The organism is Variovorax soli (assembly GCF_031454625.1).
Classification (GTDB): Bacteria; Pseudomonadota; Gammaproteobacteria; order Burkholderiales; family Burkholderiaceae_C; genus Variovorax; species Variovorax soli_A.
Genome location: NZ_JAVDRF010000002.1, coordinates 117,934 through 144,845 on the forward strand (window position 1 = coordinate 117,934; position 26,912 = coordinate 144,845).

27 protein-coding genes and 1 tRNA gene are annotated in these 26,912 nt (G+C 66.6%); 21 read left to right on the forward strand and 7 right to left on the reverse strand.

Translation table 11 applies throughout. From position 1 onward, the window contains the following. Positions 1 to 19: 19 nt before the first annotated feature. Positions 20 to 1,003, forward strand: a complete 984-nt coding sequence (dusA, locus tag J2739_RS04425) for a tRNA dihydrouridine(20/20a) synthase DusA (protein WP_309898964.1) — start codon at positions 20 to 22, stop codon at positions 1,001 to 1,003. Between the two features lie 37 nt (positions 1,004 to 1,040). Here the strand turns inward: dusA and J2739_RS04430 are convergent, their stop codons facing one another. Next, positions 1,041 to 1,688, reverse strand: a complete 648-nt coding sequence (locus J2739_RS04430) for a GntR family transcriptional regulator (protein ID WP_309898966.1) — start codon at positions 1,686 to 1,688, stop codon at positions 1,041 to 1,043. Between the two features lie 115 nt (positions 1,689 to 1,803). Between J2739_RS04430 and scpA the strand changes: the two genes are divergently transcribed. Genes scpA through J2739_RS04455 form a run of 5 tightly spaced genes read left to right on the forward strand, consistent with a single transcriptional unit; the run spans position 1,804 to position 9,204 of the window. Further along, entirely contained in the window at positions 1,804 to 3,966 is a 2,163-nt protein-coding gene (gene scpA, locus J2739_RS04435; RefSeq protein WP_309898968.1) for a methylmalonyl-CoA mutase, read from the forward strand. Between the two features lie 2 nt (positions 3,967 to 3,968). Continuing rightward, positions 3,969 to 5,063, forward strand: coding sequence for a methylmalonyl Co-A mutase-associated GTPase MeaB (gene meaB / locus J2739_RS04440; protein WP_309899924.1), 1,095 nt, complete (start codon positions 3,969 to 3,971; stop codon positions 5,061 to 5,063). Then, on the forward strand, positions 5,060 to 6,592 hold the full coding sequence (locus J2739_RS04445) for an acyl-CoA carboxylase subunit beta (protein ID WP_309898970.1): 1,533 nt from the start codon (positions 5,060 to 5,062) through the stop codon (positions 6,590 to 6,592). Before meaB ends, J2739_RS04445 begins: the two co-directional genes overlap by 4 nt. Before the next feature lie 16 nt (positions 6,593 to 6,608). Beyond that, a complete protein-coding gene (locus tag J2739_RS04450; protein WP_309898973.1) occupies positions 6,609 to 8,702 on the forward strand; it encodes an ATP-binding protein in 2,094 nt (697 codons plus the stop codon). Positions 8,703 to 8,715: 13 nt separating this feature from the next. Next, positions 8,716 to 9,204, forward strand: a complete 489-nt coding sequence (locus tag J2739_RS04455) for a VOC family protein (protein ID WP_309898975.1) — start codon at positions 8,716 to 8,718, stop codon at positions 9,202 to 9,204. 14 nt (positions 9,205 to 9,218) lie between these two features. Here J2739_RS04455 and J2739_RS04460 read toward each other — a convergent pair whose 3' ends face one another. From J2739_RS04460 to J2739_RS04475, 4 genes are all read right to left on the reverse strand, one after another. Further along, positions 9,219 to 9,854, reverse strand: a complete 636-nt coding sequence (locus J2739_RS04460) for a LysE family translocator (protein WP_309898976.1) — start codon at positions 9,852 to 9,854, stop codon at positions 9,219 to 9,221. Further along, the gene (locus tag J2739_RS04465; protein WP_309898978.1) at positions 9,851 to 10,474 is read right to left on the reverse strand and encodes an RnfABCDGE type electron transport complex subunit B; all 624 of its coding nucleotides are present in this window, start codon (positions 10,472 to 10,474) and stop codon (positions 9,851 to 9,853) included. Before J2739_RS04465 ends, J2739_RS04460 begins: the two co-directional genes overlap by 4 nt. A 14-nt stretch (positions 10,475 to 10,488) precedes the next feature. Next, positions 10,489 to 11,877 (reverse strand): polyhydroxyalkanoate depolymerase, encoded by a 1,389-nt coding sequence (locus J2739_RS04470; protein WP_309898980.1) that lies wholly within the window; start codon positions 11,875 to 11,877, stop codon positions 10,489 to 10,491. A gap of 105 nt (positions 11,878 to 11,982) precedes the next feature. Further along, entirely contained in the window at positions 11,983 to 13,179 is a 1,197-nt protein-coding gene (locus J2739_RS04475; RefSeq protein ID WP_309898982.1) for an amino acid aminotransferase, read from the reverse strand. Between the two features lie 129 nt (positions 13,180 to 13,308). Here J2739_RS04475 and uvrB point away from each other — a divergent pair, with 129 nt between their 5' ends. The 14 genes from uvrB (at position 13,309) to J2739_RS04545 (ending at position 24,436) form a co-directional block, all read left to right on the forward strand. After that, positions 13,309 to 15,420, forward strand: a complete 2,112-nt coding sequence (gene uvrB / locus J2739_RS04480) for an excinuclease ABC subunit UvrB (RefSeq protein ID WP_309898984.1) — start codon at positions 13,309 to 13,311, stop codon at positions 15,418 to 15,420. 240 nt (positions 15,421 to 15,660) lie between these two features. Then, positions 15,661 to 16,197: a Fe-S cluster assembly transcriptional regulator IscR gene (gene iscR, locus J2739_RS04485; protein ID WP_086923478.1), complete on the forward strand. Its 537-nt coding sequence runs from the start codon at positions 15,661 to 15,663 to the stop codon at positions 16,195 to 16,197. 71 nt (positions 16,198 to 16,268) lie between these two features. Beyond that, on the forward strand, positions 16,269 to 17,489 hold the full coding sequence (locus J2739_RS04490; RefSeq protein ID WP_309898986.1) for an IscS subfamily cysteine desulfurase: 1,221 nt from the start codon (positions 16,269 to 16,271) through the stop codon (positions 17,487 to 17,489). Between the two features lie 21 nt (positions 17,490 to 17,510). Beyond that, on the forward strand, positions 17,511 to 17,924 hold the full coding sequence (iscU, locus tag J2739_RS04495; RefSeq protein WP_309898988.1) for a Fe-S cluster assembly scaffold IscU: 414 nt from the start codon (positions 17,511 to 17,513) through the stop codon (positions 17,922 to 17,924). Position 17,925: 1 nt separating this feature from the next. After that, entirely contained in the window at positions 17,926 to 18,249 is a 324-nt protein-coding gene (gene iscA / locus J2739_RS04500) for an iron-sulfur cluster assembly protein IscA (protein ID WP_309898990.1), read from the forward strand. Positions 18,250 to 18,313: 64 nt separating this feature from the next. Next, on the forward strand, positions 18,314 to 18,832 hold the full coding sequence (gene hscB, locus J2739_RS04505; RefSeq protein WP_309899926.1) for a Fe-S protein assembly co-chaperone HscB: 519 nt from the start codon (positions 18,314 to 18,316) through the stop codon (positions 18,830 to 18,832). A gap of 4 nt (positions 18,833 to 18,836) precedes the next feature. Beyond that, the gene (gene hscA, locus J2739_RS04510; RefSeq protein WP_309898992.1) at positions 18,837 to 20,693 is read left to right on the forward strand and encodes a Fe-S protein assembly chaperone HscA; all 1,857 of its coding nucleotides are present in this window, start codon (positions 18,837 to 18,839) and stop codon (positions 20,691 to 20,693) included. 8 nt (positions 20,694 to 20,701) lie between these two features. Beyond that, positions 20,702 to 21,040 (forward strand): ISC system 2Fe-2S type ferredoxin, encoded by a 339-nt coding sequence (fdx, locus tag J2739_RS04515; RefSeq protein WP_309898994.1) that lies wholly within the window; start codon positions 20,702 to 20,704, stop codon positions 21,038 to 21,040. Next, a complete protein-coding gene (gene dnaQ, locus J2739_RS04520) occupies positions 21,040 to 21,762 on the forward strand; it encodes a DNA polymerase III subunit epsilon (protein WP_309898996.1) in 723 nt (240 codons plus the stop codon). Before fdx ends, dnaQ begins: the two co-directional genes overlap by 1 nt. A gap of 73 nt (positions 21,763 to 21,835) precedes the next feature. Further along, positions 21,836 to 21,910: transfer RNA gene (locus J2739_RS04525), tRNA-Val, on the forward strand. A gap of 85 nt (positions 21,911 to 21,995) precedes the next feature. Beyond that, on the forward strand, positions 21,996 to 22,139 hold the full coding sequence (locus J2739_RS04530; protein ID WP_309898998.1) for a stereocilin: 144 nt from the start codon (positions 21,996 to 21,998) through the stop codon (positions 22,137 to 22,139). A gap of 27 nt (positions 22,140 to 22,166) precedes the next feature. After that, a complete protein-coding gene (locus J2739_RS04535; RefSeq protein WP_309898999.1) occupies positions 22,167 to 23,264 on the forward strand; it encodes an NAD(P)/FAD-dependent oxidoreductase in 1,098 nt (365 codons plus the stop codon). Positions 23,265 to 23,404: 140 nt separating this feature from the next. Beyond that, entirely contained in the window at positions 23,405 to 23,713 is a 309-nt protein-coding gene (locus J2739_RS04540; protein WP_309899001.1) for a glycine zipper domain-containing protein, read from the forward strand. A 36-nt stretch (positions 23,714 to 23,749) separates the two neighbouring features. Beyond that, positions 23,750 to 24,436 carry a phage holin family protein gene (locus J2739_RS04545; RefSeq protein ID WP_309899003.1) on the forward strand — a complete coding sequence of 229 codons (687 nt, stop codon included), beginning with the start codon at positions 23,750 to 23,752 and terminating at the stop codon, positions 24,434 to 24,436. A 13-nt stretch (positions 24,437 to 24,449) separates the two neighbouring features. Here the strand turns inward: J2739_RS04545 and J2739_RS04550 are convergent, their stop codons facing one another. Next, complete coding sequence (locus tag J2739_RS04550; RefSeq protein ID WP_309899005.1) at positions 24,450 to 25,517, reverse strand: quinone-dependent dihydroorotate dehydrogenase; 1,068 nt, start codon at positions 25,515 to 25,517, stop codon at positions 24,450 to 24,452. Positions 25,518 to 25,557: 40 nt separating this feature from the next. On the opposite strand from J2739_RS04550, the gene rpiA reads away from it, so the two are divergent. Next, the gene (gene rpiA / locus J2739_RS04555) at positions 25,558 to 26,259 is read left to right on the forward strand and encodes a ribose-5-phosphate isomerase RpiA (protein WP_309899006.1); all 702 of its coding nucleotides are present in this window, start codon (positions 25,558 to 25,560) and stop codon (positions 26,257 to 26,259) included. 7 nt (positions 26,260 to 26,266) lie between these two features. Here rpiA and J2739_RS04560 read toward each other — a convergent pair whose 3' ends face one another. After that, a complete protein-coding gene (locus J2739_RS04560) occupies positions 26,267 to 26,902 on the reverse strand; it encodes a glutaredoxin family protein (RefSeq protein WP_309899008.1) in 636 nt (211 codons plus the stop codon). Positions 26,903 to 26,912: the final 10 nt, after the last annotated feature.

The window sequence follows — 26,912 nt, forward strand, 5'->3', positions numbered from 1 at the left end:
GCCCGACGGTGATGCCGGTTTGCTGAACGACAAAGAAAAGATCATTTCGGTCGCGCCCATGATGGATTGGACGGACCGCCACTGCCGCTACTTCCACCGGCTGCTGACGCGCCGCGCCTTGCTCTACACCGAGATGGTGACCACCGGAGCGCTCATCCACGGCGACGTCCCGCGCCATCTGCGCTTCGACCCCGATGAGCATCCGGTCGCTCTGCAATTGGGCGGCAGCGAGGCGGCCGAGCTGGCGCATTGCGCGAAGCTGGGTGAGGACTGGGGCTACGGCGAGATCAACCTCAACTGCGGCTGCCCCAGCGAGCGCGTGCAGCGCGGCGCCTTCGGTGCCTGCCTGATGAACGAGCCGCAACTGGTGGCCGATTGCGTCAAGGCCATGGTCGACGTGGTGAGCGTGCCGGTCACGGTCAAGCATCGCATCGGCATCGACAAGACCGAGTCCTACGAATTCGTGCGCGACTTCGTCGGCACCGTGAGCGAAGCCGGCTGCCGGACCTTCATCGTGCATGCGCGCAACGCCTGGCTGAAGGGGCTGTCGCCCAAGCAGAACCGCGAAGTGCCGCCGCTGCGCTACGAGCTGGTGCACCGCCTGAAGCATGACTTTCCCGAGCTCGTCATTTCGATCAACGGCGGTTTCAGCGACAACGCACAGATGCAGGCGCACCTGCGGCTACTGGACGGCGTGATGATCGGCCGCGAGGCGTACCACAACCCGTGGTGGCTGGCGCAATGGGACGAGGTCTTCTACCGGGAGCCGCCGTCCACGCTGACACGCGAGGAGGTCGAGCGCAGGATGTGCGACTACATGGCCCGCGAGGCCACCGAGCACGGCACGCCGTGGTCGAACATCGCGCGCCACATGCTGGGCCTGCGCAACGGGCTCGCGGGTGCGCGCCGCTGGCGTCAGGTCTGGAGCGACCACCGCCTCAAGGCGCTGGCGCCGCATGAGGTGATGGCCCTCGCACACGAGCCGGCGGCACTGGCTGCCTGAACAGGCTCGGCAACGCATACCTACCGATCGAGCGGATTCAGTTCGCCGCTTCCAGGCCGCTGCGGAAGTGCTCCTGCATGCGCGCCATGGCGCTGGCCCGGTCCCGTGACTTGATCGCGGCCATGATCGCGCGGTGCTCCGCGAGCGACTCCGCGATGCGCCCCGCCTTGAGCAGCGAGTTGTGCCGGTTGAGCTTCATCACCTTGCGCAGGTCGGCCACCATCTGATCGCGCCATCGGTTGTCGGCCATCGCCAGGATGCGCATGTGGAAGCGCTCGTTGATGGCGAAGAAATGCGCGCGGTCCACCTTGCCCGGCGCCCCGGCCGCTTCGAGCTCGGCATGCAAGGCTTCCAGCTCCACCAGCTGCGCGGCGGAGGCCCGTTCGGCCACCACGCCGACCGCGTCGCTCTCGAGCAGGCTCAGCAGGTGGTAGACGTCCGCCAGATCCTTCTCGGACACCTCGGTCACATAGGCGCCGCGCCGCACCTTCATCGTCACCAGACCCTCGGCTGCCAACACCTTGAGCGCCTCGCGCAGGGGCGTGCGGCTGATCCCGTACTCCTCCGCCAGCTTGAGCTCGTCGATCCAGCTGCCGGGTTCGAGCTCACGGTTGAAGATGCGCTGGCGCAGCAGCTCCGCCACCTCTTCGTAGAGGGCGCGCGGGGTCAGGGTGAGGGCGGACATGCGCGAAATGTACCCCAAGCCGCGGCGTTTGAATTAATAATTACAGATGGGTTAGACTCGCATTGAACTGTCACGCGCCTGCGCGGACACTCCCCTCACACTCCAAGCCGGCGCCATGAGCAGCAAATCCGAACCGACCTTCCAAACTGCCACCCTCGAAGCCTGGGCCAAGGCCGCGGCCAAGTCTGCCCCGGGCGGGGACCTGCAGGCACTGAACTGGCTCACGCCCGACGGCATCACGGTCAAGCCGCTCTACACGGCAGCCGATCTCCAGGGCCTGAAGTACACCGACACGCTGCCCGGCTTCGAGCCCTACCTGCGCGGCCCCCAGGCCACGATGTACGCGGTGCGTCCCTGGACCATCCGGCAGTACGCGGGCTTCTCCACCGCCGAGGAATCGAACGCCTTCTACCGCAAGGCGCTGGCTGCCGGCGGTCAGGGCGTGAGCGTGGCCTTCGACCTGGCCACGCACCGCGGCTACGACAGCGACCATCCGCGCGTGACTGGCGACGTCGGCAAGGCCGGCGTGGCCATCGACAGCGTGGAGGACATGAAGATCCTGTTCGACCGGATCCCGCTGGACAAGGTCAGTGTCTCCATGACGATGAACGGCGCGGTGCTGCCGGTGCTGGCCGGCTACATCGTCGCGGCCGAGGAGCAGGGCGTTGCGCAGGATCAGCTCTCTGGGACCATCCAGAACGACATCCTCAAGGAGTTCATGGTCCGCAACACCTACATCTTTCCGCCCGAGCCCTCGATGCGGATCATCGGCGACATCATTGCGTACACCGCCGAGAAGATGCCGAAGTTCAACTCCATCTCGATCAGCGGCTATCACATGCAGGAGGCGGGCGCCAACCAGGCGCTGGAGCTGGCCTTCACGCTGGCGGACGGCAAGGAATACGTGAAGACGGCGCTGGCCAAGGGGCTCGACGTCGACGGCTTCGCCGGCCGGCTGAGCTTCTTCTGGGCCATCGGCATGAACTTCTATCTGGAAGTCGCCAAGATGCGGGCGGCGCGCCTCCTGTGGTGCCGGATCATGAAGGCGTTCAACCCCAAGAACCCCAAGAGCCTGATGCTGCGCACCCACTGCCAGACCTCCGGCTGGAGCCTGACCGAGCAGGACCCCTACAACAACGTGGTGCGCACCACCATCGAGGCCATGGCTGCCGTCTTCGGCGGCACGCAGAGCCTGCACACGAACGCGTTGGACGAGGCGATCGCGCTGCCTACCGAGTTCAGCGCGCGGATCGCGCGCAACACGCAGCTCATCATCCAGGAAGAGACCCACATCACGAACGTGATCGATCCGTGGGCGGGCAGCTACATGATGGAAAAGCTCACGCAGGACATGGCGGACGCCGCCTGGGCCATCATCGAAGAGGTCGAGGCCATGGGCGGGATGACCAAGGCCGTGGACAGCGGCTGGGCCAAGCTCAAGATCGAGGCCGCCGCTGCCGACAAGCAGGCGCGCATCGATTCGGGGCAGGACGTGATCGTGGGCGTCAACAAGTACAAGCTCGAATCCGAAGACACGCACGACATCCTGCAGATCGACAACGTCAAGGTGCGGGACAGCCAGATCGCGCGGCTGAAGTCGGTGCGCGAGAAGCGTGATGGCGTCAAGGTGCGGGCAGCGCTCGATGCGCTGACGGCGGCCGCCGAAAGCGGCGAGGGCAACCTGCTGGCGTTGAGCGTGGAGGCCGTGCGGCTGCGCGCGACAGTGGGCGAGATCAGCGATGCGCTGGAAAAAGTCTACGGCCGCCACCGCGCCGACACCCAGAAGGTGACCGGCGTCTACGCCGCCGCCTACGATTCGGCCGAGGGCTGGGAGGCGCTGCAGAACGAGATCGCCGCCTTTGCCGAGGAGCAGGGCCGCCGTCCGCGCGTCATGATCTCCAAGCTCGGCCAGGATGGCCACGACCGCGGCGCCAAGGTCGTCGCCACCGCCTTTGCCGACCTGGGCTTCGATGTCGACATGGGCCCGCTGTTCCAGACGCCCGAAGAATGCGCGCGTCAGGCGATCGAGAACGACGTGCACGCGGTCGGTGTCAGCACCCTGGCGGCAGGCCACAAGACGCTGGTGCCGGCCATCATCGAGGAACTGAAGAAGCAGGGCGCGGACGACATCATCGTCTTCGTCGGCGGCGTGATTCCGCGGCAGGACTACGAGTTCCTGTACGAGGCCGGCGTGAAGGGCATCTACGGGCCGGGCACGCCGATTCCGGCCAGCGCCAAGGATGTGCTGGAGCAGATTCGTGCGGCGGTCGCGGCTTGAGCATGCCGGACGTGGCTCGAAGCAAGGCGATGGTTGACGCGCTGGCCGAGGCCGAGGGGCCCCGGCAGCGCCGCGCCATCGCCAAGGCCATCACGCTGCTCGAATCAACGCGGGCCGATCACCGCGCTCAGGCCGACGAGCTGCTGACGGCACTGCTGCCGCGTACCGGCCGATCGTTCCGCCTCGGCATCTCGGGGGTGCCCGGCGTCGGCAAGTCCACCTTCATCGAGACCCTGGGCTTGTACCTGATCGACCGCGGCCATCGCGTGGCGGTGCTCACCATCGACCCTTCGTCGACCGTCTCCGGCGGCTCGATCCTCGGCGACAAGACGCGCATGGAAAAGCTTTCGGTGCACGAGCGGGCCTACATCCGTCCGAGCCCCTCGAGCGGCACGCTCGGCGGCGTGGCCGAGAAGACGCGCGAGGCCATGCTGGTGTGCGAGGCCGCCGGCTACGACATCGTGATCGTCGAGACCGTGGGCGTCGGCCAGAGCGAGACCGCGGTCTCGGGCATGACCGACATGTTCGTGCTGCTGCAGCTGCCCAATGCCGGCGACGACCTGCAGGCGATCAAGAAGGGCGTGATGGAGCTGGCCGACCTGGTGGTCATCAACAAGGCCGACATCGACCCCGACGCGGCGACGCGCGCGCAGGCCCAGATCACCTCGGCAATGCGCCTCTTCGGGCACCACGGCAATCCGGCGCATTCGCATGTCGTGCATGGTGCCGAAACCGCGCAGCGCCAGTGGCAGCCCCGGGTAATGCAGTCCAGCGCCCTTCAGGGCACCGGCATCGATGCCTTCTGGCAGGCCGTGACGCAATTCAGGAACATGCAAGCCGCCAGCGGCAAGCTGGCCGCGCGCCGCGAGAAACAGGCGCTCGCGTGGATGTGGGAACGCATCGACGCGGGCCTCAAGCAGGCCTTCCGCCAGCATCCGAGCGTGCGGGAGCTGCTGCCGCGGGCCGTGGCGCAGGTGGCGGCCGGCACGCTGCCGGCCTCGACCGCGGCACGCAACCTGCTCTCCGCGCAGGCCGGACAGGCCCGGCCCCCCCACGAAAACACCGACACCACACCACTCCCGGAACAGGCCCCATGAAAGAAATTCTCGAGCAACTCGAAAGACGGCGCGCCCAGGCGCGCCTGGGCGGCGGGCAGAAGCGCATCGATGCGCAGCACGCCAAGGGCAAGCTGACGGCACGCGAGCGCATCGAGCTCCTGCTCGACGACAACACCTTCGAGGAATGGGACATGTTCGTCGAGCACCGTTCCAGCGACTTCGGCATGTCCGAGAACAAGATCCCGGGGGACGGCGTGGTCACGGGCTACGGCATGATCAACGGCCGCCTGGCATTCGTCTTCAGCCAGGACTTCACTGTCTTCGGCGGCGCCCTGAGCGAAGCCCATGCCGAGAAGATCTGCAAGGTGATGGACCAGGCGATGAAGGTCGGCGCGCCCGTGATCGGCCTGAATGATTCGGGCGGCGCGCGCATCCAGGAAGGCGTGGCCTCGCTCGGCGGTTATGCCGAGGTGTTCCAGCGCAACGTCATGGCGTCCGGCGTGGTGCCGCAGATCAGCATGATCATGGGGCCCTGTGCCGGCGGCGCCGTCTACTCGCCGGCCATGACGGACTTCATCTTCATGGTGCGCGACAGCTCCTACATGTTCGTCACCGGCCCCGAGGTGGTGAAGACGGTGACGCACGAGGACGTGACGGCCGAAGAACTCGGCGGCGCCACGACGCACACCACCAAGAGCGGCGTGGCCGACATGGCCTTCGAGAACGACGTCGAGGCGCTGATGATGCTGCGCCGCCTCTACAACTACCTGCCCCTCAACAATCGCGAGAAGGCGCCCATGCGGCCCAGCGGCGACCCGGCGGACCGCGCCGACGCGTCGCTCGACACCCTGGTGCCCGACAACGCGAACAAGCCCTACGACATGAAGGAGGCGATCGCGAAGGTGGTCGACGACGGCGAGTTCTTCGAGCTGCAGCCCGACTACGCGAAGAACATCGTGATCGGCTTCGCACGCTTCGACGGGCAGAGCGTGGGCATCGTGGCCAACCAGCCGCTGGTGCTGGCAGGCTGCCTCGACATCAAGTCGTCGATCAAGGCGGCGCGCTTCGTGCGCTTCTGCGACGCCTTCAACATCCCCGTCGTCACCTTTGTCGACGTGCCCGGCTTCATGCCCGGCACGAGCCAGGAATACGGCGGCATCATCAAGCACGGCGCCAAGCTGCTCTACGCCTACGCCGAGTGCACGGTGCCGAAGATCACGGTGATCACGCGCAAGGCCTATGGCGGCGCCTACGACGTGATGGCCTCCAAGCACCTGCGCGGCGACGTCAACCTCGCCTGGCCGCGCGCCGAGATCGCGGTGATGGGGGCCAAGGGCGCGGTGGAGATCATCTTCCGAGAGGACAAGAACGATCCCGAGAAGCTGGCGGCGCGCGAGGCCGAGTACAAGGCGCGCTTCGCCAATCCCTATGTGGCCGGAACGCGCGGCTACATCGACGACGTGATTCTGCCCAGCGAGACACGCAAGCGCATCTGCCGCAGCCTGGTGATGCTGCGCGAGAAGAAGCTCGACAATCCGTGGCGCAAGCACGGGAACATTCCCCTGTGAGGCCGGGAGACAAGACATGTTCAAGAAAATCCTGATCGCGAATCGCGGAGAGATCGCCTGCCGCGTGATCAAGACGGCGAAGAAGATGGGCATCCGGACGGTCGCCGTCTATTCCGATGCCGACAAGGAAGCCCGCCACGTCGAGCTGGCCGACGAGGCCGTCCACATCGGCGCGTCGCCCAGCCGCGAGAGCTATCTGCAGGGCGATCGCATCATCGCCGCCTGCAAGAAGACGGGCGCCGAGGCGGTCCACCCCGGCTACGGCTTTCTGTCCGAGAACGAGGGTTTCGCAAAGAAGGTGGAGGAGGAGGGCATCGTCTTCATCGGCCCCAAGCACCATTCGATCGCGGCCATGGGTGACAAGATCGCCTCGAAGAAGCTGGCGAACGAGGCCAGGGTCAACACCATTCCGGGCTGGAACGACGCCATCGCAACGGCCGAGCGGGCCGTCGAGATCGCGCGCGAGGTGGGCTACCCCGTGATGATCAAAGCCTCGGCCGGCGGCGGCGGCAAGGGCTTGCGCGTGGCCTACAACGACAAGGACGCCTTCGACGGCTTCACCTCCTGCCGCAACGAGGCGCGCAACAGCTTCGGCGACGACCGCGTGTTCATCGAGAAGTTCGTCGAGGAGCCGCGCCACATCGAGATCCAGGTGCTGGGCGATGCGCACGGCAACGTGATCTATCTGAACGAGCGCGAATGCTCGATCCAGCGCCGCCATCAGAAGGTGATCGAGGAGGCACCTTCGCCCTTCATCAGCGAGGCGACGCGCAAGGCCATGGGCGAGCAGGCGGTGGCGCTCGCCAAGGCCGTCGACTACCAGAGCGCCGGTACGGTGGAGTTCGTGGTCGGCAAGGACCAGAGCTTCTACTTCCTGGAGATGAACACCCGGTTGCAGGTGGAGCATCCGGTGACCGAGGCGATCACGGGCCTCGATCTGGTCGAGCTCATGATTCGGGTCGCCGCCGGCGAGAAGCTGCCGCTCGCGCAGCAGGATGTGAAGCGCGAAGGCTGGGCCATCGAGTGCCGCATCAACGCGGAGGACCCGTTTCGGAACTTTCTGCCGTCCACCGGCCGGCTGGTGCGCTTCCAGCCGCCCAAGGAGACGATGTTCGCGGCGGACGTGCCTTCGTCCGCAACCGCTCTCCCGCGGGCGGGGGAGGGCGGCGGACGCGCTTTCGGCGGGGTTCGGGTGGACACCGGCGTCTACGACGGCGGCGAGATCCCGATGTTCTACGACTCGATGATTGCCAAGCTGATCGTGCACGGGCGCGACCGCGCGCATGCGATCGCGCTGATGCGGGAGGCGCTCAACGGGTTCGTGATCCGCGGCATCAGCAGCAACATCCCCTTCCAGGCCGCGCTGCTGGCGCATCCCAGCTTCGTGAGCGGCGCCTTCAACACCGGCTTCATTGCCGAGCACTATGGCAAGGGCTTCCGTGCGGAGGACGTGCCGCACGACGATCCCGACTTCCTGGTCGCGCTGGCAGCCTGCATGCATCGCCGCTACCGGGCGCGCGCCTCGCGCATCAGCGGCCAGCTGGAAGGGCATGCCGTGAAGGTGGGCGAGCAGTTCGTGGTGGTCGTGCTCGACGCGAACGGGCAGCACGCACACCTGCCGGTGACGGTCACCGACTACCAGGGCCCGTCCGGCTCGAGCGCGGTGACGGTGGGCGGCAATACCTACAAGATCGAGACCCACGCGCCGCTGGGCAGCGTGCGCGTGGAGGGCAGCGTCAATGGCCGCGGCTTCACCGCGCAGCTCGAGCGCGGCGTCGGCAAGAACCCGTTGGCGTTACGCATCGCGCACAACGGCAAGCAGATCGAGGCGATGGTGCTCTCGCCGCGGGGCTCGAGGATGCTGAAGCTCATGCCGTACAAGGCGCCGCCTGATCTGAGCAAGTACCTCATGTCGCCGATGCCCGGGCTGCTGGTCGAGGTCTCGGTGCAACCGGGCCAGCAGGTGCAGGCGGGGGAGAAGCTCGCGGTCATCGAGGCGATGAAGATGGAGAACGTGCTCTTCGCCACGCAGGACGGCGTGGTGGGCAGCATCTCGGCCGCCAAGGGCGAGTCGCTGGCCGTAGACCAGGTGATCCTGGAGTTCGCATGAAGGAGCCCGTCGCATGAACTCGCCGCAACATCGTCCCTTCCAGGTGCTCGGCGTCCAGCAGATCGCGATCGGCGGTCCGGACAAGACCCGGCTTCGCAAGCTGTGGGTCGACATGCTCGGGCTGGAGATAACCGGCACCTTCCGCAGTGAACGCGAGAACGTCGACGAGGACATCTGCGCGATCGGCAGTGGTCCCTTCAAGGTCGAGGTCGACCTGATGCAGCCGCTGGACCCGGACAAGAAGCCGGCCGTTCATGCGACCCCGCTCAATCATGTGGGACTGTGGATCGACGATCTTCCCGCCGCGGTCGGCTGGCTCACGGCGCAGGGGGTGCGTTTCGCGCCCGGCGGCATCCGCCAGGGCGCGGCCGGCTTCGATATCTGCTTCCTGCATCCCAGGGGCAGCGAGGAGTTCCCGATCGCAGGCGAGGGCGTGCTGATCGAGCTGGTGCAGGCGCCGCCGGAAGTGGTGAAGGCCTTCGCAGCGCTGGCCGCGGGCTGAGAAGCCGAGCGCTTTCAGGCGCCGGGGCGGCGCCAGACGGCCAGAGTGGCCGCCAGCAGCCACATGCCGGCGGCGCATCCGCGGTTGATCATGCGCAGGCTGCGCCGCGAGAGCCAGCGCACGGCTTGTGTGCCGGCGGCGGCGTACCCGAGCATGACGCAGGTATCGATGCCGATGAAGACGGCGCCGAGCAACACGTACTGGGGAAGCTGCGGGGTCGTCGATGTGACGAACTGCGGCAGGAAGGCTGCGAAGAAGAGCAGGGTCTTCGGGTTGGAAAGTGCCACCGTGAGGCTGCGCAGGAAGGCGGTGCGAGGACGCAGCACGTCGGCCGGCGACGCGGCGAGCGCGGCGCGTAGGTCGATCGGCTGGCTTCGCCACATCTTGATGCCCAGCCAAACCAGGTAGGCAACGCCCGCCGCGCGGATGGCGTTGAACAGCCCTTCGGAGGCTGCCAGCAGGGAGCCCAGCCCCAGCGCCACCACCGCGATCAGGAAGGCGGCCCCCAGCGAAGCACCCGCGATGCCCCAGGCCGCCGCGCGCATGCCGCCTGCGATGCCGTTGGACATCGCAAGCAGCATGGTCGGGCCGGGGGTGATCGCCAGCGCAACGGAGGCGACCAGGTAGAGGAGCAGCGTATCGAGCGTCATGGGCGTGCCTTGGGATCGTTTCGTGACGCTGCGGCGGCACGCGCTCGCGCCAGTGCCGCTTCGACGATGGCGCGTTTGCGATCCGGTGCGGCGGTTTCGGTCGGCTCCGTCGCCTGCGGCTCGTCCTTGTCGTGGCGCCGGCGATGCGCCTCGTATCGGCTGCGTGCCGCGTCGGCCTGCGGCTGCGACCAGGCCTGCCAGCCGCTCTTGCCCGGCGTGGCCGCTTCGAGCGAGATGCAGTCCACCGGGCACACCGGGATGCAGAGCTCACACCCGGTGCAGTGGGTCTCGATGACGGTGTGCATGCGTTTGTGGATGCCCAGGATCGCGTCGGTCGGGCAGGCGTCGAGGCATAGCGTGCAGCCGATGCACCAGGCCTCGTCGATCACCGCCATCGTACGCGGACCTTCGGTTCCGAACTGTGGGTCGATGGGGCGCGCGGGTTGTCCGGTCAGCCGCGACAGCCGCGCCACGCCCTCGGCGCCGCCCGGCGGGCACTGGTGGATGCCGGCCTCGCCGGCGGCGATGGCCTGGGCGTAGGCGCTGCAATCGGGATAGCCGCAGCGCGTGCACTGCGTCTGCGGCAGCGCGTCGAGGATGCGCCGGGCCAGCGCGCTCACGGAGAGCCCCCGCGCTAGCGCGCGGCGCCGCGCGTGCGGCGCGCCGGCGTCGATTTGCGTGCGACGGCCGTGGACTTGGCTGCGGCGGCGGCCTTGATCGTGTCCTCCGCCGAGACGATCGGCCGGCCGGCGCGCTTCTGCGGCTTGTCGTGCGCCGCGATGAAGGCCTTCACCTCCGGGTACACCTTGTCGCGCCAGCGGCGTCCGCTGAAGATCCCGTAGTGCCCGGCGCCCTTGACCTCGTAATGCCGCTGGTGAGCTGGCGGGACGCCGGTGCAAAGCTCGTGGGCGGCGCGCGTCTGGCCGGCGCCCGAGATGTCGTCCAACTCGCCTTCGACGGTGAGCACGCCGGTCGAATGGATGTCCTGGGGGCGCACGAGCTCTGGCGTGCCATCGGGGGCCTTCACTTTCCAGGTGCCGTTGACGAGATCGAAGTCCTGGAACACGGTGCGGATGGTGTCCAGGTAGTAGTCCGCATCCATGTCGAGCACGGCGTTGTACTCGTCATAGAACTTGCGGTGCGCCTCGGCGCTCGCGTCGTCCCCCTTGATCAGGTCCTTGAAGTAGTCGTAGTGGCTGCTGGCGTGGCGGTCCGGGTTCATCGCGACAAAGCCGGTGTGCTGCAGGAAACCCGGGTAGACGCGCCGGCCAGCGCCCGGAAAGCCCTGCGGAACGCGGTAGATCACGTTGTTCTCGAACCACTCGTAGCTCTTGTTCATCGCCAGGTTGTTGACTGCGGTGGGCGATTTGCGGGCATCGATGGGCCCGCCCATCATGGTCAGCGAGAGCGGCACTTTCTCGCCGCGGCTGGCCATCAGCGACACCGCCGCCAGAACGGGCACCGTAGGCTGACAGACGCTGATCACATGGCAGTTGCCGTACTCTGCCTGCAGATGGCGGATGAATTCCTGGATGTAGTTGACGTAGCCGTCGAGACGGAACTCGCCTTCGGATAACGGCACGAGGCGGGCGTTGATCCAGTCGGTGATGTAGACCTTGTGGTCTTGCAGCATGGTGCGCACCGTGTCGCGCAGCAGCGTGGCGTAGTGGCCCGACAAGGGGGCCACGATGAGCACCACGGGCTGGCCCTTGAGGGTCTGCAAAGTGTGCGGATCGTCGGTGAAGCGCTTGAAGCGGCGCAGCTGGCAGAAGGGCTTTTCAATCTCGACGACCTCCTGGATGACCACGTCGTCGTTGTCGACGTTCACCGTCTTGATGTCGAATTCCGGCTTTTCGTAGTCCTTGCCGAGCCGGTAGAGCAGGTCATAGCCGGCAGCCACGCGCTGCGCCAAGGGGGCCCGGCCGAAAACGCCCCCTTGGGCATAGAGCTTGGAAGCAGCTTGCGCGAAGTCGGCAAACGGCTCCATGAGGGAGCGTTGGGCTTCGTAGAGGTGGTAAAGCATCGAGGGTCTGCTGTGATGTTGTGCGATGCAATATATCAGCAGCCTCGGATCGGATGTAGGCGGAACGCTCAAAATGAATGAACGCTGCCGCCTGTCAGCCAGGCGTCAGATGACCTTCGCGATGCTTTGGCAGACGTAGTCGATGTTCTTGCTATTCAGGGCGGCCACGCACATGCGGCCGGTATCGGTGCCATAGACCCCGAATTCCTGGCGCAGGCGCACCATCTGATCCTTGCTCAGGCCGGAATAGCTGAACATGCCGATCTGGTCGGTGATGAAGCGCATGTCCCGCTTCACGCCGGCGGCGGCCAGCCCATCGACCAGCTTGTGCCGCATCAGCTTGATGCGGTCGCGCATTTCGCCGAGCTCCTTTTCCCACAGCGTGCGCAGCTCGGGCGTGCCCAGCACGGTCGCGACCACGGCGCCGCCGTGCGTGGGCGGATTGCTGTAGTTGGTGCGGATTGCGATCTTGAGCTGGCTCAGTACGCGTCCGGCTTCTTCCTTGCTCTCGCACAGCACCGACAGCGCGCCGACGCGCTCCCCGTAGAGGCTGAAGCTCTTGGAGAAGGAGGTCGAGACGAAGAAGTTCAGGCCGGCGGCAACGAACTTGCCGATGGCGGCGCCATCTTCCTGGATGCCGTAACCGAAGCCCTGGTAGGCCATGTCGAGGAAGGCGACCAGCTTTTTCTCCTTGACGACGGCGACCACCTGGTCCCACTGGTCGGCGCGGATGTCGTAGCCGGTCGGGTTGTGGCAGCAGGCGTGCAGCACGACGATGGTGCCGGCAGGGGCTGCGTTCAGCGCGCTCAGCATGCCGTCGAAGTCGATGCCGCGCTTTGCGGCGTCGTAGTACGGGTACTCCTCGACGACGAAACCGGCGCTGGTGAAGAGCGCGCGGTGGTTTTCCCAGCTCGGGTTGCTGATCAGGACTTTGGCGTTCGGATCGAGCTTCTTGAGGAAGTCGGCGCCGACCTTCAGGCCGCCGGTGCCGCCGATTCCCTGGATGGTGGCGATCCGGCCGGACTTGACGGGCTCGCTGCCAGCGCCGAAAACAAGGCCCTTCACCGCTTCGTCGTAGGCGGCGATGCCGTCGATGGGCAGGTAGCCGCGCGCCTTGGGCGCCTTGATCATGTCCTGCTCGACCGCCTGCACGCAGCGCAGCAGCGGGAGCTTGCCGTTGTCGTCGTAGTAGACCCCGACGCCGAGGTTGACCTTGTTGGGGTTGCTGTCGGCGGCGAATTGCTCGTTGAGGCCCAGGATCGGGTCGCGCGGCGCCATCTCGACGGCGGTGAACATTGACATGGAGAGAAGTCCTTTGGGTGATGCGATTCGCCCCCGGCTGCATCCGGGTTTGCGCCTTGGCTCGCGGGTCGGTTAGCCTCACGAGTTCGCTTGAATTTTACCGGTCGAGCCGCACCTCCCCTGGACGCCATGCCTGAAATTACCGAAGTCATTCCGGATCGGCCAGGAGCCGAGCCCGTCGGCCCCGTCAAGCAGGGGGAATTCATCCACTTTCCGGATTCGCCCTTCGAGCTCTACCAGCCTTACCCGCCTGCGGGCGATCAGCCCGGCGCGATCGAGGGCTTGGTCGAGGGCGTGCGCGACGGCGAGGTCTACCAGACGCTGCTGGGCGTGACCGGCTCCGGCAAGACCTTCACCATGGCCAACGTGATCGCCCGGCTGGGCCGTCCGGCCATCGTCTTTGCGCCCAACAAGACGCTGGCGGCGCAGCTCTACAGCGAGTTCCGCGAGTTCTTCCCGAAGAATGCCGTCGAGTACTTCGTGAGCTACTACGACTACTACCAGCCCGAGGCGTACGTGCCGCAGCGCGACCTGTTCATCGAAAAGGACAGCTCGATCAACGAGCACATCGAGCAGATGCGCCTGTCGGCCACGAAGAGCGTACTGGAGCGGCGCGACACGGTGATCGTCGCCACCGTGAGCGCGATCTACGGCATCGGGACGCCCGAGGACTACACGCAGATGCGCTTCATCATGCGCATCGGCGACAAGATCGGGCAGCGCGACGTGATTTCGCGACTGATCCGCATGCAGTACACGCGCAACGAGCAGGATTTCGCGCGCGGTACCTTCCGGGTGCGGGGCGACACCATCGATGTATTTCCGGCCGAGCACAGCGAGTTGGCCATCCGCATCGAGCTCTTCGACGACGAGATCGAGACGCTGCAGCTTTTCGATCCGCTGACCGGGCGCATTCGGCAGAAGATCCCCCGCTTCACGGTCTACCCCTCCAGCCACTACGTGACGCCGCGCGACAAGGTGCTGACCGCCGTGGAGACCATCAAGATCGAGCTCGACCAGCGGCTCAAGGAGCTGGTGGGCGCGGGCAAGCTGGTGGAGGCCCAGCGCCTCGAGCAGCGCACCCGCTTCGACCTCGAGATGCTGGCCGAGATCGGCCATTGCAAGGGCATCGAGAACTACACGCGCCACCTGTCTGGCGCCGCGCCGGGCGACCCGCCGGCCACGCTGACGGACTACCTGCCCAAGGATGCGCTGATGTTCCTCGACGAGAGCCATCAGATGATCGGCCAGCTTGGCGGCATGTACAACGGCGACCGGGCGCGCAAGACCACGCTGGTCGAGTACGGCTTTCGCCTGCCGTCGGCGCTGGACAACCGCCCGCTCAAGTTCGATGAGTTCGAGTCCCGCATGCGGCAATGCATCTTCGTGTCCGCCACTCCGGCGCAGTACGAGGTGGACCATGCCGGCAACGTGGTCGAGCAACTGGTGCGGCCGACCGGGCTGATCGATCCCGAAGTCGAGGTCCGGCCCGCCACCCACCAGGTGGACGACGTGCTGCAGGAGATCCGCCTGCGCGTCGAGAAGAACGAGCGCGTCCTGATCACCACGCTGACCAAGCGCATGGCCGAGCAGCTGACCGATTACCTGGGCGACAACGGCGTCAAGGTGCGGTATCTGCACAGTGACATCGACACGGTGGAGCGGGTGGAGATCCTGCGCGATCTGCGCCTCGGGACCTTCGACGTGCTGGTCGGCATCAATCTGCTGCGGGAGGGGCTGGACATTCCAGAGGTCTCGCTGGTCGCGATTCTCGACGCCGACAAGGAAGGTTTTCTGCGCGCCGAACGCTCGTTGATCCAGACCATCGGCCGCGCGGCCCGCAACATGAACGGCAAGGCCATCCTCTATGCCGATCGCATGACCGAATCGATGAAAAAGGCCATCGGCGAGACCGAGCGGCGGCGGGCGCGGCAGATCGCCTACAACCAAGCCCATGGCATCACGCCGCGCAGCATCGTCAAGCAGGTGCGCGACCTCATCGATGGCGTCTACAGCGAGAAAAGCGGCAAAGAGGCCGCCAAGCGCGAGCTCGAGCGCGCCAAGGTCGAGGACATGTCCGAAAAGGACATGGCCCGGGAGATCAAGCGGCTGGAAAAGCTCATGCTCGAGCACGCGCGCAATCTCGAATTCGAGAAGGCTGCCCGGGTGCGCGACCAGCTCGCGCTGCTGCGCGAGCAGGCCTTCGGCGCCCCCGGCAAGGACAACATCGCACCCGTGTGAGTCGGAAAACAGCGGACCGCCAGGGGCCCTTGCGGCTTGCAATCGGGTTTACCCGAGCAGGCCGGAGGGCCTTCTGTTATACTTGAGCGAAATAGTCAGGAAAAAAGAACTTCGCGATGAAGGACCGGCTCCTACCGATGGGATACCAGCGGAAGCGGGTCGGAAAGGGCGGAGACGGCGTCACCAAAGCCCACAACGCCGAGGTGTCTTTTAAACGGTAAGCACTCAAAGGAGCTTGCGATGCGTCTCACTACCAAAGGCCGTTTTGCGGTCACAGCCATGATCGACCTGGCCCTGCGCCAGAACTCCGGTCCGGTCACGCTGGCCGCCATCAGCCAGCGGCAGCAGATTTCCCTGTCGTACCTCGAGCAGCTGTTCGGCAAGCTTCGCCGCCACGAACTGGTCGAGTCGACGCGCGGCCCCGGGGGCGGTTATTCGCTGGGTCGAAAGGCATCAGAGATCACCGTGGCCGACATCATTGTTTCCGTCGACGAGCCCATCGATGCAACCCAGTGCGGCGGGAAGGAAAACTGCCTGGGTGAAGCCGGCCGTTGCATGACCCACGAGCTCTGGGCCTCCCTGAACCAGCGCATGGTCGAGTTCCTGGATTCCGTCACCTTGCAGAAGCTGGTGGACGACCAGATCGCCAAGGGCGTGCAGATCGAGAACAAGCCGGCGGTCAAGCGGGCGATCTCGAGCCAGCCGGTGGTGAAGCCGATCCGGGTCAACGCGCCCAATTCGGTTTTCGCCCTCGGCAATGCCTTCGCCAAGTCCTGATCCGGCGGCGCCACGGCGCCGCATCGAATAGCCCCCAGACAACGTCAACCCCACGCCAGCCCGAGCCAGCCATGGATGTCACGCCCCATTTCCCCATCTACCTCGACTACGGCGCCACGACGCCGGTCGACCCACGCGTGGTCGACGCGATGATTCCCTGGTTGCGCGAGCATTTCGGCAACCCGGCGTCACGCAGCCACGCCTGGGGTTGGGAAGCCGAAGAGGCGGTCGAGAAGGCGCGCGCCGAGGTGGCGGAGCTGATCGGGGCCGATCCGCGCGAGATCGTCTGGACCTCGGGCGCCACCGAGTCGAACAACCTCGCGCTCAAGGGCGCGGCGCAGTTCTACAAGGGGAAGGGCAAACACCTGATCACGGTCAAGACCGAGCACAAGGCGGTGCTCGACACCATGCGCGAACTCGAGCGCCAGGGCTTCGAGGTGACCTACATGGACGTGCAGGAAAACGGCCTGCTCGACCTGGAGGCCTTCAAGGCCGCGATTCGGCCTGACACCATCCTCGCCAGCGTGATGTTCGTGAACAACGAGATCGGCGTGATCCAGGACGTCGTGGCGCTGGGAACCATCTGCCGTGAGAAGGGCGTGATCTTCCACGTCGACGCGGCACAGGCCACCGGCAAGGTCGAGATCGACGTCAAGACGCTTCCCATCGACCTCATGAGCCTGGCTTCGCATAAAACGTATGGCCCCAAGGGCATCGGTGCCCTGTACGTGCGCCGCAAGCCGCGCGTGCGGCTGGAAGCCCAGATGCACGGCGGCGGCCACGAGCGCGGCATGCGCTCCGGCACCCTGCCCACGCACCAGATCGTCGGGATGGGCGAAGCCTTCCGCATTGCCAGGCTCGAGATGAAGCAGGACATTGCCAAGGCGCGCGCCCTGCAGCAGCGCCTGCTCGACGGCCTGAAAGACGTCGAGCAGGTCTTCATCAACGGCGATCTCGAGCACCGCGTGCCGCACAACCTCAATATGAGCTTCAACTATGTCGAGGGCGAGTCGCTGATCATGGGCATCAAGGGCATCGCCGTGTCCAGCGGCTCCGCCTGCACCTCGGCCAGCCTGGAGCCCAGCTATGTGCTGCGCGCGCTCGGCCGCAGCGACGAACTCGCCCACAGCAGCCTGCGCATGACCATCGGCCGCTTCACGACCGAGGAAGAGATCGACTACGCGGTCGCGACCATCAAGCACAACGTTGCCAAGCTCCGCGAACTGAGCCCGTTGTGGGAAATGTTCCAGGACGGCATCGATATCAGCACGATCCAGTGGTCGGCGCATTGAACAAAGACTGAGAGGTACCCCATGGCTTATTCATCCAAGGTCATTGACCACTATGAAAACCCCCGTAACGTCGGCTCCTTCGAGAAGGGCGACGACTCCGTGGGCACCGGCATGGTGGGCGCGCCTGCCTGCGGCGACGTCATGAAGCTGCAGATCAAGGTCAACCCCGAGACCGGCGTGATCGAGGACGCGCGCTTCAAGACCTACGGCTGCGGCTCGGCGATCGCTTCGTCGTCGCTGGTCACCGAATGGGTCAAGGGCAAGACGCTCGAGCAAGCGGCCGCGCTGAAGAATGCGCAGATCGCCGAGGAGCTGGCGCTGCCCCCGGTCAAGATCCATTGTTCGATTCTTGCGGAAGACGCGATCAAGGCCGCCGTGAACGACTACAAGGCCAAGCACGGCGCGGCCGCGGCCACGACGGAAGCCACCCACTGACATGGCCGTGACCCTGACCGAAGCTGCCGCGCGCCACGTCACCCGCTACCTCGGCAAGCGGGGCAAGGGGCTGGGCGTGCGGCTGGGCGTGAAGACCACCGGTTGCTCGGGCCTGGCCTACAAGCTCGAGTACGTGGACGAAATGGCGCCCGAGGACGTGATCTTCGAAGACCACGGCGTAAAAGTGCTGGTCGATCCCAAGAGCCTCGCTTACATCGACGGCACGCAGCTGGATTTCGTGCGCGAGGGGCTCAACGAGGGCTTCAAGTTCAACAATCCGAACGAGCGTGATCGCTGCGGGTGCGGCGAAAGTTTCCGCATCTGACCTTCCAACGGCTTCCCGTCCAAGCCGCCACCACCCGGTCATGGGCTGGCGGCTTTTTGACGCCATGAACCTGAACGACACCGATTTCGAGCTCTTCGCCGTGCCGGCAAGCTTTGCCCAGGACCGCGCTGCACTCGACGCGCGCTGGAAGGACCTGCAGCGCGAAGCGCACCCCGACCGCTTCGCGGCCCAGGGCGCCGCGGCACAGCGCATTGCCATGCAGTGGTCGGTGCGCATCAACGAAGCCTACCAACGGCTGAAGGACCCGATCAAGCGCGCGAGTTATCTTTGCGGGCTGAACGGCCATCCCATCGACGCCGAAAAGAACACGGCAATGCCGCCCGATTTCCTGATGCAGCAGATGGAATGGCGGGAGGAGCTCGACGAAGCACGGGATGCCGCCGCGTTCGACAAACTGCGCGCGGAGGTCGAGGCGGGCCGCGCCCGCGCGCTGTCCTCGCTGGAATGGCTGATCGACAAGAATGGCGATTACGACGGCGCTGCCAGGCAGGTGAGAGCCCTCATGTTCATCGAGCGCTTTGCCGAAGACATCGAGGCCAAGTTCGAAGCGTGGGGACAATAGCGCCATGGCATTGCTGCAGATTTCAGAACCCGGCCAGGCGCCCGACCCGCATCAGCGTCGCATCGCGGTAGGCATCGACCTCGGCACCACGCATTCGCTGGTGGCAGCCGTGCGCAACGGCGTGGCCGAGTGCCTGCCCGATGCCGAAGGGCGCGTCCTGCTGCCCTCGGCCGTGCGCTACCTCGGCCCGGATCGCCGTCAGATCGGCTTCGATGCGCTGGCGGCGCGCGCGGCCGATCCGTCCAACGTCATCACCTCGGTCAAGCGACTGATGGGGCGCGGCCTGCACGACGTGGCCAACCGCGAAGCGCTGGCCTATCGCCTGGGCGGCGATGCGGGCATGGTCCAGGTGCAGACAGCAGCCGGCGTCAAGTCGCCGGTGGAGGTGAGTGCCGAGATCCTCGCGACGCTGCGCTACCGCGCCGAGGACACCTTCGATGACGAGCTCTACGGCGCCGTGATCACCGTGCCGGCCTACTTCGACGAGGGCCAGCGCCAGGCGACCAAAGATGCGGCCCGGCTCGCCGGACTGAATGTGCTTCGCCTGATCAGCGAGCCGACGGCGGCCGCCATTGCCTACGGACTGGACAACGCCAGCGAGGGCGTCTATGCGGTCTACGACCTGGGCGGCGGCACCTTCGACATCTCGATCCTGCGCTTGACGCAAGGCGTGTTCGAGGTCATCGCCACCGGCGGTGACTCGGCGCTCGGCGGGGATGACTACGACCACGCATTGGCGGAGTTCGCACTCGCGCAGACCGGCTTCGAGGCCCGCGGCGATGCGGACAAAGCCGCGTTGCTCGTTGCGGCGCGCACCGCCAAGGAAGCGTTGTCCGACGCCGACACCGCCAACTTCGCGGCCGCCATGACCGGCGGTGCGCTACAGCTGAACATTTCGCGTGCGCAGTTCGAAGCCGCGACCGCCGACCTGACCGCGCGAACCATCGCCGCGGTGCGCAAGGCACTGCGCGACGCCCGCCTGCAGCCGGCCGAGCTGCAGGGCATCGTGCTCGTCGGTGGCGCGACGCGCATGCCGCAGATCCGGCGCGCCGTGGCCGAGTTCTTCGGCCGCGACCCCCTGATCAACCTGAACCCCGACGAGGTCGTCGCGCTGGGCGCCGCGATCCAGGCGAACCAGCTGGCCGGCAACGGCGGCACGGACGACCTGCTGCTGCTCGATGTGATCCCGCTCTCGCTCGGCATCGAGACCATGGGCGGTCTCGTCGAGCGCATCGTGCCGCGCAACCAGACCATCCCGACCGCGATGGCGCAGGACTTCACGACCTACCAGGACGGCCAGACCGCGCTGGCGCTGCACGTGGTGCAGGGCGAGCGCGACCTGGTCGCCGATTGCCGCAGCCTCGCGCGTTTCGAGCTGCGCGGCATTCCGCCGATGGTTGCAGGCGCGGCCCGCATCCGGGTCACCTTCACCGTCGACGCCGACGGCCTGCTCAGCGTGAGCGCCAAGGAGCAGGGTAGCGGCGTCGAGGCGAGCGTGACGGTCAAGCCTTCTTACGGCCTGTCGGACGACCAGATCGCCAGGATGCTGCGGGACAGCTTCTCCACAGCGCAGCAGGACATGCAGGCGCGTGCGCTGGTCGAGGCGCGTGTGGACGCCGACCGCATGGTGCTGGCGACACGGACCGCGCTCGACGCCGATGGCGATCTGCTCGACGCCGGGGAACGCGAAGCAATCGAGGCGCTGGTGCGTGCGCTGCAGGCCGCGCGATCGGGCGACGACGCTGCCGCCATCGAAGCCGCGACCCAGGCCCTGGCCGACGGCACAGAAGCCTTTGCCGCAGAGCGCATGAATGCGGGCATTGCACGCGCTCTCTCCGGCCGGCAGATCGAATCTCTCTAGAAGCCTCAATGCCCACGATCAAGATCCTTCCCCACGCCGAGTACTGCCCAGAGGGCGCAGAGATCAGCGCACCCGCCGGCACCTCGATCTGCGAGGCGCTGCTCGAGAACCACATCGAAATCGAGCACGCCTGCGAGATGAGCTGCGCCTGCACCACCTGCCACGTGATCGTGCGCAAGGGCATCGAATCGCTCAACGAGGCCGAGGAGGGCGAGGAAGACCTGCTCGACCGCGCCTGGGGCCTCGAGCCGCAGTCGCGCCTCAGCTGCCAGGCGATACTGGCGCAGACCGACCTGACGGTCGAGATCCCCAAGTACTCGATCAACCACGCCAAAGAAAACCACTGATGAGTCGCCAGATCGTCCTCGACACCGAAACCACGGGCCTTTCGGCCGAGAACGGCGACCGCATCATCGAGCTGGGATGCGTGGAGTTGTTCAATCGCAAGCTCACCGGCAACGACCTGCACATCTACTTCAATCCGGAGCGCGAGAGCCACGAGGACGCGCTCAAGGTGCACGGGCTGACGACCGACTTCTTGCGCGACAAACCGAAGTTCGCGACGCTGGCGAACGACATCGTCGAGTACCTGCGCGATGCCGAGCTGATCATCCACAACGCGGCCTTCGACGTCGGCTTCCTCAACAAGGAATTCGAGCTCGCCGGCCTGCAGCCGCTGCGCAGCTTCGTGGGCGATATCACCGACACCCTGGCGCTCGCGAAGACGGTGTACCCGGGCAAGCGCAATTCGCTCGACGCGTTGTGCGACCGCTTCGGCGTCGACCGCTCGAACCGCACCTTTCACGGCGCGAAGCTGGACGCGCAGCTGCTCGCCGATGTCTACATCAACCTGACGCGCGGCCAGGACGCGTTGCTGATCGACATTGCAGCCAACGAACCGGTGCTGGGCGGCGCGGTGGTGGCGGTCGATCTGCGCAGTTTCGTCCTGCCCGTGCTGACTGCCGCGGACTACGAGCTGGCTGCGCACGAGGAACTGCTGCTGCAGCTCGACAAGACGAGCAACGGCAGGACCATCTTTCGCCAGGTGGCCGAAAATGCTGTGGCATAATCGCAGGCTTCGCGCCAAGCGGCGCTGAAATTCCAACCGACGCGATGCGCACCTGCCGTCGTCGCGCCGGGAGGGGCGGTTAGCTCAGGGGTAGAGCACAGCATTCACACTGCTGGGGTCGGAGGTTCGAAGCCTCCACCGCCCACCAACTTCCTTCCTTTTCCTTCCTGCTGGCATTGTCGGCCCGTGCGGACGCAAACTGCGGTTTTGCGCCACTGAAAGGAGAAGCGGTCATGGCCACCAGCCCCGATCTTCCGACGCCCATCACCTCCGACCCGCCCGACGTGCCGGAGCTGCCGGTGGAGCCCGATGAGGGCCCCGCGACGCCACCCGAGCCTTCCGATCCGGAGAAGCCCTTCTCCTCCCAGCCGAAGTGACCCCCGCGAGCGGGCTAAGCTCGCGGCATGGACGAATTTGATTGCGCCGTCATCGGCGCCGGTGTGGTGGGGCTGGCCGTCGCCCGGGCGCTTGCGCTCGCGGGCCGCGAGGTCATCGTGCTGGAAGCCGAGGGCGCCATCGGCACCGGCACCAGTTCGCGCAACAGCGAGGTGATCCACGCCGGCATCTACTACCCCGAAGGCTCGCTGAAGGCGCTCTTGTGTGTCGAGGGCAAGCGGTTGCTCTACGAATACCTGGAGCAGCGCAGCCTCCCGCATCGCCACTGCGGCAAGTTGATCGTGGCCACGACGCCGGCACAGGTGCCGGAGCTGGACGTGATTGCCGCCAAGGCCGCGGCCAACCGCGTCCGCGACCTGGTCCTTATCACGCGCGAACAGGCGCGGGCGATGGAACCGCAACTCGAATGCGTGGCCGCCCTGCATTCGCCGAGCACCGGCATCGTCGACAGCCATGCGCTGATGCTGAGCCTGCAAGGCGACCTGGAGAGCGCGGGCGGCATGCTGGCGCTGAAGTCTCCGGTGGCGCGTGCGCAATGCGCGGACAGTGCCATCGTTCTCGTCGCGGAGGACGGCACCGCGCTCAGATGCCGCAGCGTCGTCAACGCCGCCGGCCTGGGCGCACCCGCGCTGGCGCGGCGCTTCGAAGGCCTGCCGCCAAGCGCGGTCCCGCCGGCTCATTTCGCCAAGGGCAACTACTTCACGCTGACAGGCCGCGCACCCTTCAGCCGCCTGATCTATCCGGTGCCCGAAGCCGCCGGGCTGGGCGTGCATCTGACACTCGACCTCGGCGGCCAGGCCAAGTTCGGCCCGGACGTCGAATGGGTCGATTCGCCCGACGATCTGATGGTCGATCCCCGGCGCGGCGAGGGCTTCTACGCCGAAGTGCGCAGGTACTGGCCGGACCTGCCCGATGGCGCGCTCATTCCGGGCTATGCCGGCATCCGGCCGAAAATCTCCGGCCGTGGTGAGCCGGCCCGCGATTTCATGATCCAAGGGCCCGCGGCGCACGGCGTTCCGGGCCTGGTCAACCTGTTCGGCATCGAGTCGCCGGGGCTCACCAGCAGCCTCGCCATCGGACGCCATGTCGCGGCTTTGCTGAACTAGGTTTTTCGCGTGTTTCGCTCCGACGACTTCCGCCGCGCGGACTTCTGGCCCATTCAGGCATGTACCATGGGATGCCACGCCGCAGTCCGGCGTGAAGTCGCCGGCGCGGTGCCGGTGGGAATCCCGGAGGGAAGATTTCAATGACTGCATCCTCAAACCTCGAAGCGGCGGCCAACGCCGTGGCGGAAGACATCGCCAGCGACGTCCGCGGCGTGCTCGCCAGCAAGGAACTCGACACCTTGCCCCACATCAAGGCCTTGCGTCAGCGTATCGACAGCAAACTGGCGATCGCGCGCGAACTCGCCGCCGAGAAGAGCAAGCTCGCGGCCAAGAAGGCGCGCGAGGCAGCCAACACGGCCAACGCCTACGCGCATGACGAGCCATGGCAGATCGCCGGGGCCGCCCTGGCGGTGGGCGTGCTGGTGGGTTTGCTGCTTGGCCGCCGCTGAGCGCGAGCGGTCCGGCCTGCGCCCGAGGTGGCGCGCATGAGGCTGCTGTCCCTGCTCGGGCTGGATGCGCGCTTGCGCCGGCTGCGCATCGCGCTCGGCGAGGGAGCCCTGGCGGCCGAAGACCGTGTTCAACTGCTGAAGCTGGCCTGGGAAGATGAACGACAGCGGCTGCGGCTGCTGCTGGCCCTGGTGGTCGCGGTCATCGGGCTCACCACCGTCACCGTGGCGCTGCTGTCCGTGGCGGTCGTCGTGCATTTCTGGGACACGCCCCATCGCGTCGCCGCCGCCTGGTCGGTGGCGGTGGTGTGGATCGTGCTCTGGGTGGTCGCCGTCGTAGCCCTGATGAACACCTTGCGGCGCGCGTCGGGCGCCTTCGAGCCCGCGCGCCGGGAGTTCGAGCGGGACTGGGAATGGTTGCAGGCGCGCTTCGATCTGGGCGACGAGGAAGAGTCGTCGCGCGAGCCCCGGCCACGCACCCGCGAGGAGTTGCTCGCGCGCATCGCGCGTCAGCGTGAGCGCATCGCGACCCTCCAGGCGGCGTCGCCGAAAGTCGCGGAGCAAGCGGCTGCCGACGAGACCGCCAGCGCCGCCGCGCTGCGGATCGCACGTGAGCATCCCATCGCGACCGGTGCCGTCGCGGCGGCTGCCGCCGCAGTGATCGGTCCGCGCCGCCTGCTGCGCTGGGCGGCGGTGATCGTTCCCGTGCTGTGGCGAATGCGCTGAGCGGTCTGCCTGCTCAGCGTCCGCGACGGCGCAGCGCCTGCGCGGCTTCGCGCACCAGGGCCGGTCCCTTGTAGATGAGACCGGTGTAGATCTGCACCAGGTCGGCACCGGCTTCTATCTTGGCCTCGGCGTCGGCTCCGCTCAGCACGCCGCCGACCCCGATGATCGGGAAGTCTGGACCCAGCGCCGACCGCAGCTGGCCAATGACGCGATTGCTCGCCTCTCGCACCGGCGCACCCGAAAGGCCGCCGGCTTCCTCCGCATGCGGCAGGCCGGCGACTGCATCGCGCGACAACGTGGTGTTGGTGGCGACCACGCCATCCATGCCGTGGCGGCGCAGCGTGGCGGCGATCACCTGCACCTGCGCTGCTTCCAGGTCCGGCGCGATCTTCACGAACAGCGGCACGCGCTTGCCGTGGCGCTGCGCCAGCGCCTCGCGTTTGTCCGCGACCGCGCCGAGCAGCGCGTCCAGAGCCTGGTCGCTTTGCAGCGAGCGCAGGTTGGCAGTGTTGGGGCTGGAGATGTTGATCGTCACGTAGTCGGCATGGGCGTACACGCCATCGAGCCCGACCAGGTAGTCATCCACGGCCTGCTCGATCGGCGTCGCAGCGTTCTTGCCGATGTTGAGTCCCAGCAGCATGGGCGCCTTGCCGGCGTGGCGCCTGAAGCGCGCGCGCTGCACGTTGGCCAGGAAAGCGTCCAGGCCGTCGTTGTTGAAGCCCAACCGGTTGATGAGGGCATTGCGCTGCGGCAACCTGAACATGCGGGGCTTGGGATTGCCCGGCTGCGCCTTGGGCGTGACCGTACCGACCTCGACGAAACCGAAGCCCATGGCGGCGAAGGCGTCGATGCAGCGGGCATTCTTGTCCAGCCCGGCGGCCAACCCGATCCGGTTCGGAAAGCGAAGGCCGGCCAGCGTCAGCCGGTCGTCGACCCGGGGCGCGGCATAAGCGCAGGCGAGCGGCGTGTTCTGCGTGCGCGCCAATGCATCGAGGGTCAGCTCGTGGGCGTGCTCGGGGTCGAAACCGAAGAGGAAAGGTCGGGCTAGCGTGTAAAGCGAGGAGGGCAGCAGCAGGGACATCGGATAATTGCGGGCTTCGTCAGCCCAAGGATTGTCCCCGATGAATTCCCCCCCTCCCGTTCCGGCGCTGTCCCAGGAAGAGCAGAAGGTTCAGGTCGGCCGCGCCGCCATCGCCCACGTGGCGAAGGGAGACATCGTCGGCGTCGGCACTGGCTCGACCGTCAACAAGTTCATCGATGCCCTCGCCACCATCAAGGATGACATCCGCGGCGCGGTTTCCAGCTCGGTGGCATCGACCGAGCGCCTGCGGGCGCTGGGCATTCCGGTGTTCGACAGCAACGAGGTGGAGGAGCTCGCCGTCTACATCGATGGCGCCGACGAAATCGATGGCCGCGGCTACATGATCAAGGGCGGCGGCGCTGCGCTGACACGCGAGAAGATCGTTGCAGCGCAGTCCCGGCGCTTCATCTGCATCGCCGACGCTTCCAAGCGCGTGAACACCCTCGGCGCCTTCCCGCTGCCGGTGGAGGTGATCCCGATGGCCGCTCGCCGCGTGATACGGCAGTTCGCCCGGCTCGGCGGCATGGCCCAGGTGCGCGAGAAAGACGGCGCGGCCCTGGTCACCGACAACGGTCAGCACATCATCGACGTGACGGGTCTGCGGATCACCGACCCGCTGGGCTTCGAGTCGGAAGTGAATCAGTGGCCCGGCGTGGTGACCGTCGGCGTCTTCGCGCATCAGCGCGCCAATCTGTGCCTTCTGGGCACGCCCTCCGGCGTGCAGACGCTGCGCTTCGATTGAGCGGAGCTCAGAACTTGATGCCCGCCGGGTTGCTCGGCGTCGGCCCGTTGGCAGTGGCCGGCGCTGGCGCTGGCGCCGGTGCGGGTGCGGCGACAGGCCTGGCAGGCGCTGCAGGCGCCGCCTGCACGGCGACCAGCGGCTGCGCAGGCGGATTACGATAGCCCGCCGGCAGCTGGGCGCTCTTGGGATAGCCGGCCGCATCGAGGTATTGCGACCATTCCGCGTCCGAGAAGCCCCTCAATTGCTGTGAGCCGATGGACAACAATGGCAGCGAGGCCTGGCCGCTCAAGCGTTGCAGCGCTTCGACATCCTCATTGCTCTTGACGGTTCGTTCCTCGAACGGAATACCGCGGGTCACGAGCAGCGAGCGGCCGGCGCCGCAAGGGCCGCATTCGTCGCCGGTGTAGATCGTCACCGGGTAGCGCTGCGCCACCTGCCGCAATTCGTAGGGGAGGGTTGGGCCGGCGCCAGCCGAAGCGCTGCCGCGAGGCGCCGCCGGCTGGGCATCTGCGGCCGGCGGCTGATCGGAGAAGCTGACCTTGCCGTTCTTGTCGACATGGCGATAGACCGGCTGCGCCAGGGCGGCGCCGGCGGCGAGCAGCAACAGGAGGGCGGGGCCCGAGAGGCGTGGGTGAAACTTCATCGATGGCTTT

Excerpts from the sequence above, each read along its gene's own strand:
- J2739_RS04545 (WP_309899003.1), top strand. The coding sequence starts at position 23,750 with ATGAGGCTGCTGTCCCTGCTCGGGCTGGATGCGCGCTTGCGCCGGCTG.
- fdx (WP_309898994.1), top strand. The coding sequence starts at position 20,702 with ATGCCCACGATCAAGATCCTTCCCCACGCCGAGTACTGCCCAGAGGGC.
- J2739_RS04470 (WP_309898980.1), bottom strand. The coding sequence starts at position 11,877 with ATGCTTTACCACCTCTACGAAGCCCAACGCTCCCTCATGGAGCCGTTT.
- J2739_RS04550 (WP_309899005.1), bottom strand. The coding sequence starts at position 25,517 with ATGTCCCTGCTGCTGCCCTCCTCGCTTTACACGCTAGCCCGACCTTTC.
- J2739_RS04535 (WP_309898999.1), top strand. The coding sequence starts at position 22,167 with ATGGACGAATTTGATTGCGCCGTCATCGGCGCCGGTGTGGTGGGGCTG.
- meaB (WP_309899924.1), top strand. The coding sequence starts at position 3,969 with ATGCCGGACGTGGCTCGAAGCAAGGCGATGGTTGACGCGCTGGCCGAG.
- rpiA (WP_309899006.1), top strand. The coding sequence starts at position 25,558 with ATGAATTCCCCCCCTCCCGTTCCGGCGCTGTCCCAGGAAGAGCAGAAG.
- J2739_RS04540 (WP_309899001.1), top strand. The coding sequence starts at position 23,405 with ATGACTGCATCCTCAAACCTCGAAGCGGCGGCCAACGCCGTGGCGGAA.
- J2739_RS04455 (WP_309898975.1), top strand. The coding sequence starts at position 8,716 with ATGAACTCGCCGCAACATCGTCCCTTCCAGGTGCTCGGCGTCCAGCAG.
- J2739_RS04475 (WP_309898982.1), bottom strand. The coding sequence starts at position 13,179 with ATGTCAATGTTCACCGCCGTCGAGATGGCGCCGCGCGACCCGATCCTG.
- uvrB (WP_309898984.1), top strand. The coding sequence starts at position 13,309 with ATGCCTGAAATTACCGAAGTCATTCCGGATCGGCCAGGAGCCGAGCCC.
- hscA (WP_309898992.1), top strand. The coding sequence starts at position 18,837 with ATGGCATTGCTGCAGATTTCAGAACCCGGCCAGGCGCCCGACCCGCAT.
- iscR (WP_086923478.1), top strand. The coding sequence starts at position 15,661 with ATGCGTCTCACTACCAAAGGCCGTTTTGCGGTCACAGCCATGATCGAC.
- J2739_RS04560 (WP_309899008.1), bottom strand. The coding sequence starts at position 26,902 with ATGAAGTTTCACCCACGCCTCTCGGGCCCCGCCCTCCTGTTGCTGCTC.
- J2739_RS04445 (WP_309898970.1), top strand. The coding sequence starts at position 5,060 with ATGAAAGAAATTCTCGAGCAACTCGAAAGACGGCGCGCCCAGGCGCGC.
- scpA (WP_309898968.1), top strand. The coding sequence starts at position 1,804 with ATGAGCAGCAAATCCGAACCGACCTTCCAAACTGCCACCCTCGAAGCC.
- iscU (WP_309898988.1), top strand. The coding sequence starts at position 17,511 with ATGGCTTATTCATCCAAGGTCATTGACCACTATGAAAACCCCCGTAAC.
- iscA (WP_309898990.1), top strand. The coding sequence starts at position 17,926 with ATGGCCGTGACCCTGACCGAAGCTGCCGCGCGCCACGTCACCCGCTAC.
- dnaQ (WP_309898996.1), top strand. The coding sequence starts at position 21,040 with ATGAGTCGCCAGATCGTCCTCGACACCGAAACCACGGGCCTTTCGGCC.
- hscB (WP_309899926.1), top strand. The coding sequence starts at position 18,314 with ATGAACCTGAACGACACCGATTTCGAGCTCTTCGCCGTGCCGGCAAGC.
- J2739_RS04450 (WP_309898973.1), top strand. The coding sequence starts at position 6,609 with ATGTTCAAGAAAATCCTGATCGCGAATCGCGGAGAGATCGCCTGCCGC.
- J2739_RS04460 (WP_309898976.1), bottom strand. The coding sequence starts at position 9,854 with ATGACGCTCGATACGCTGCTCCTCTACCTGGTCGCCTCCGTTGCGCTG.
- J2739_RS04430 (WP_309898966.1), bottom strand. The coding sequence starts at position 1,688 with ATGTCCGCCCTCACCCTGACCCCGCGCGCCCTCTACGAAGAGGTGGCG.
- J2739_RS04490 (WP_309898986.1), top strand. The coding sequence starts at position 16,269 with ATGGATGTCACGCCCCATTTCCCCATCTACCTCGACTACGGCGCCACG.
- J2739_RS04530 (WP_309898998.1), top strand. The coding sequence starts at position 21,996 with ATGGCCACCAGCCCCGATCTTCCGACGCCCATCACCTCCGACCCGCCC.